At 68.0% G+C, this 1,257-nt stretch carries 2 protein-coding genes; both read right to left on the bottom strand.

All coding sequences use genetic code 11. The annotated features are described in order from the left end of the window. A partial coding sequence (locus tag Pph01_RS42445; protein ID WP_204078940.1) for an IS3 family transposase occupies window positions 1-890 on the bottom strand: 890 nt, incomplete at its 3' end. Further along, window positions 887-1,213: a transposase gene (locus tag Pph01_RS43195; protein WP_239117424.1), complete on the bottom strand. Its 327-nt coding sequence runs from the start codon at window positions 1,211-1,213 to the stop codon at window positions 887-889. The genes Pph01_RS43195 and Pph01_RS42445, both read right to left, overlap by 4 nt. Between the last annotated feature and the right edge of the window lie 44 nt (window positions 1,214-1,257).

Consider the following 1,257-nt stretch of genomic DNA (forward strand, 5'->3'; position numbering starts at 1 on the left):
CTCGCTCTGGTGGCTGCTCGGGCGGCCATGATCCGTTGCTCGTACTCGATCGGGGATAGCCCGTCGGCGGCGCTGTGCCGGCGGCGGGTGTTGTAGAAGTCGGCGATCCAGGTGGCGATTTCCATGCGTGCCTGGTCGCGGGTGGCGAAGTGGTGCCGGTGGACGAGCTCGACTTTGAGGGTGGAGTTGAACGACTCGGCCGCTGCGTTGTCCAGGGCGCAGCCGACCCTTCCCATGGACTGCACGACGCCCCAGTGCCGGCAGGCGGCCTGGAAGCGGGCGGCGGTGTATTCGCTGCCGCGGTCGCTGTGGAAGATCACTCCGTCGATGGCGCCGCCGCGGGTAACGGCGGCCATCTGCAACGCGGCGATGGTCAGGGCTGCGTCGTGGTGGGCGGAGGTGGCGTAGCCGAGCATCCGACGGGAGAACAGGTCCTCCACCGTGGCCAGATAGAGCTTGCCTTCGCTGGTGGGGATCTCGGTGACATCGCCGCACCACAGCACGTCCGGTGCGACGGCCGTGAACTGTCGTCGCACCAGATCGGGTGCGGCCGGCCGCTTCCCCGGCCTGGTCAGCCCTCGGGGTTTGCAGCGCTCGCGGGCGACCAGGCCGAGTTCGGCCATCCGCGCCGCCACGGTGTTGACCGAGACCCGCCACCCGTCCTGGTGCAGGTCCCGAGTGACCCGCGGGGACCCGTAGGTGCCCGCGGAGGTGGCAAACCTTGTGGCAATCGCCGTATCCAACTGGTCTTGGCGCAGTTGTCGGGCGGTGGGCACCCGATCACGCCACTTGTAGAACCAGGCCTGCGAGACACCCAGGATTCGGCAGGTCAGCGCGTGGGGGACATCATGGTCGGTCTTCTGGGAAGCGATAAAGGCCGCCACGCTCACCGGCCCGTTGCTTCCTTGACCCAGAGGACCACCGAGCGCTTGAGGACATCACGCTCCATCTCCAGCTCAGCGCGTTCCTTGGCCCACTCGGCCTTTTGCCTGCGCAGCCGCGCCAGTTCTTCACGCTCGGACTCGGCCAGGTCCCCGTCGGAGCCGGTGTCCTGCTCGCGGGCCAGCCGGTCCATCTGCACCCAGTTGGCCAGCGTGCCCGCATTGATCCCCAGGTCTCTGGCGACCTGCGCGATGGACTTACCCGTCTCCCGGACGATGCGCACCGCACCCGCCCGGAACTCCGGATCGAACCTGCGTCTGGTCTCTCCCACGCCCAACCCTTCTTAGGTCAGGTCTCCACGGTACGAGGGGAGAG

This window comes from Planotetraspora phitsanulokensis, from assembly GCF_016863295.1.
GTDB lineage: Bacteria > Actinomycetota > Actinomycetes > Streptosporangiales > Streptosporangiaceae > Planotetraspora > Planotetraspora phitsanulokensis.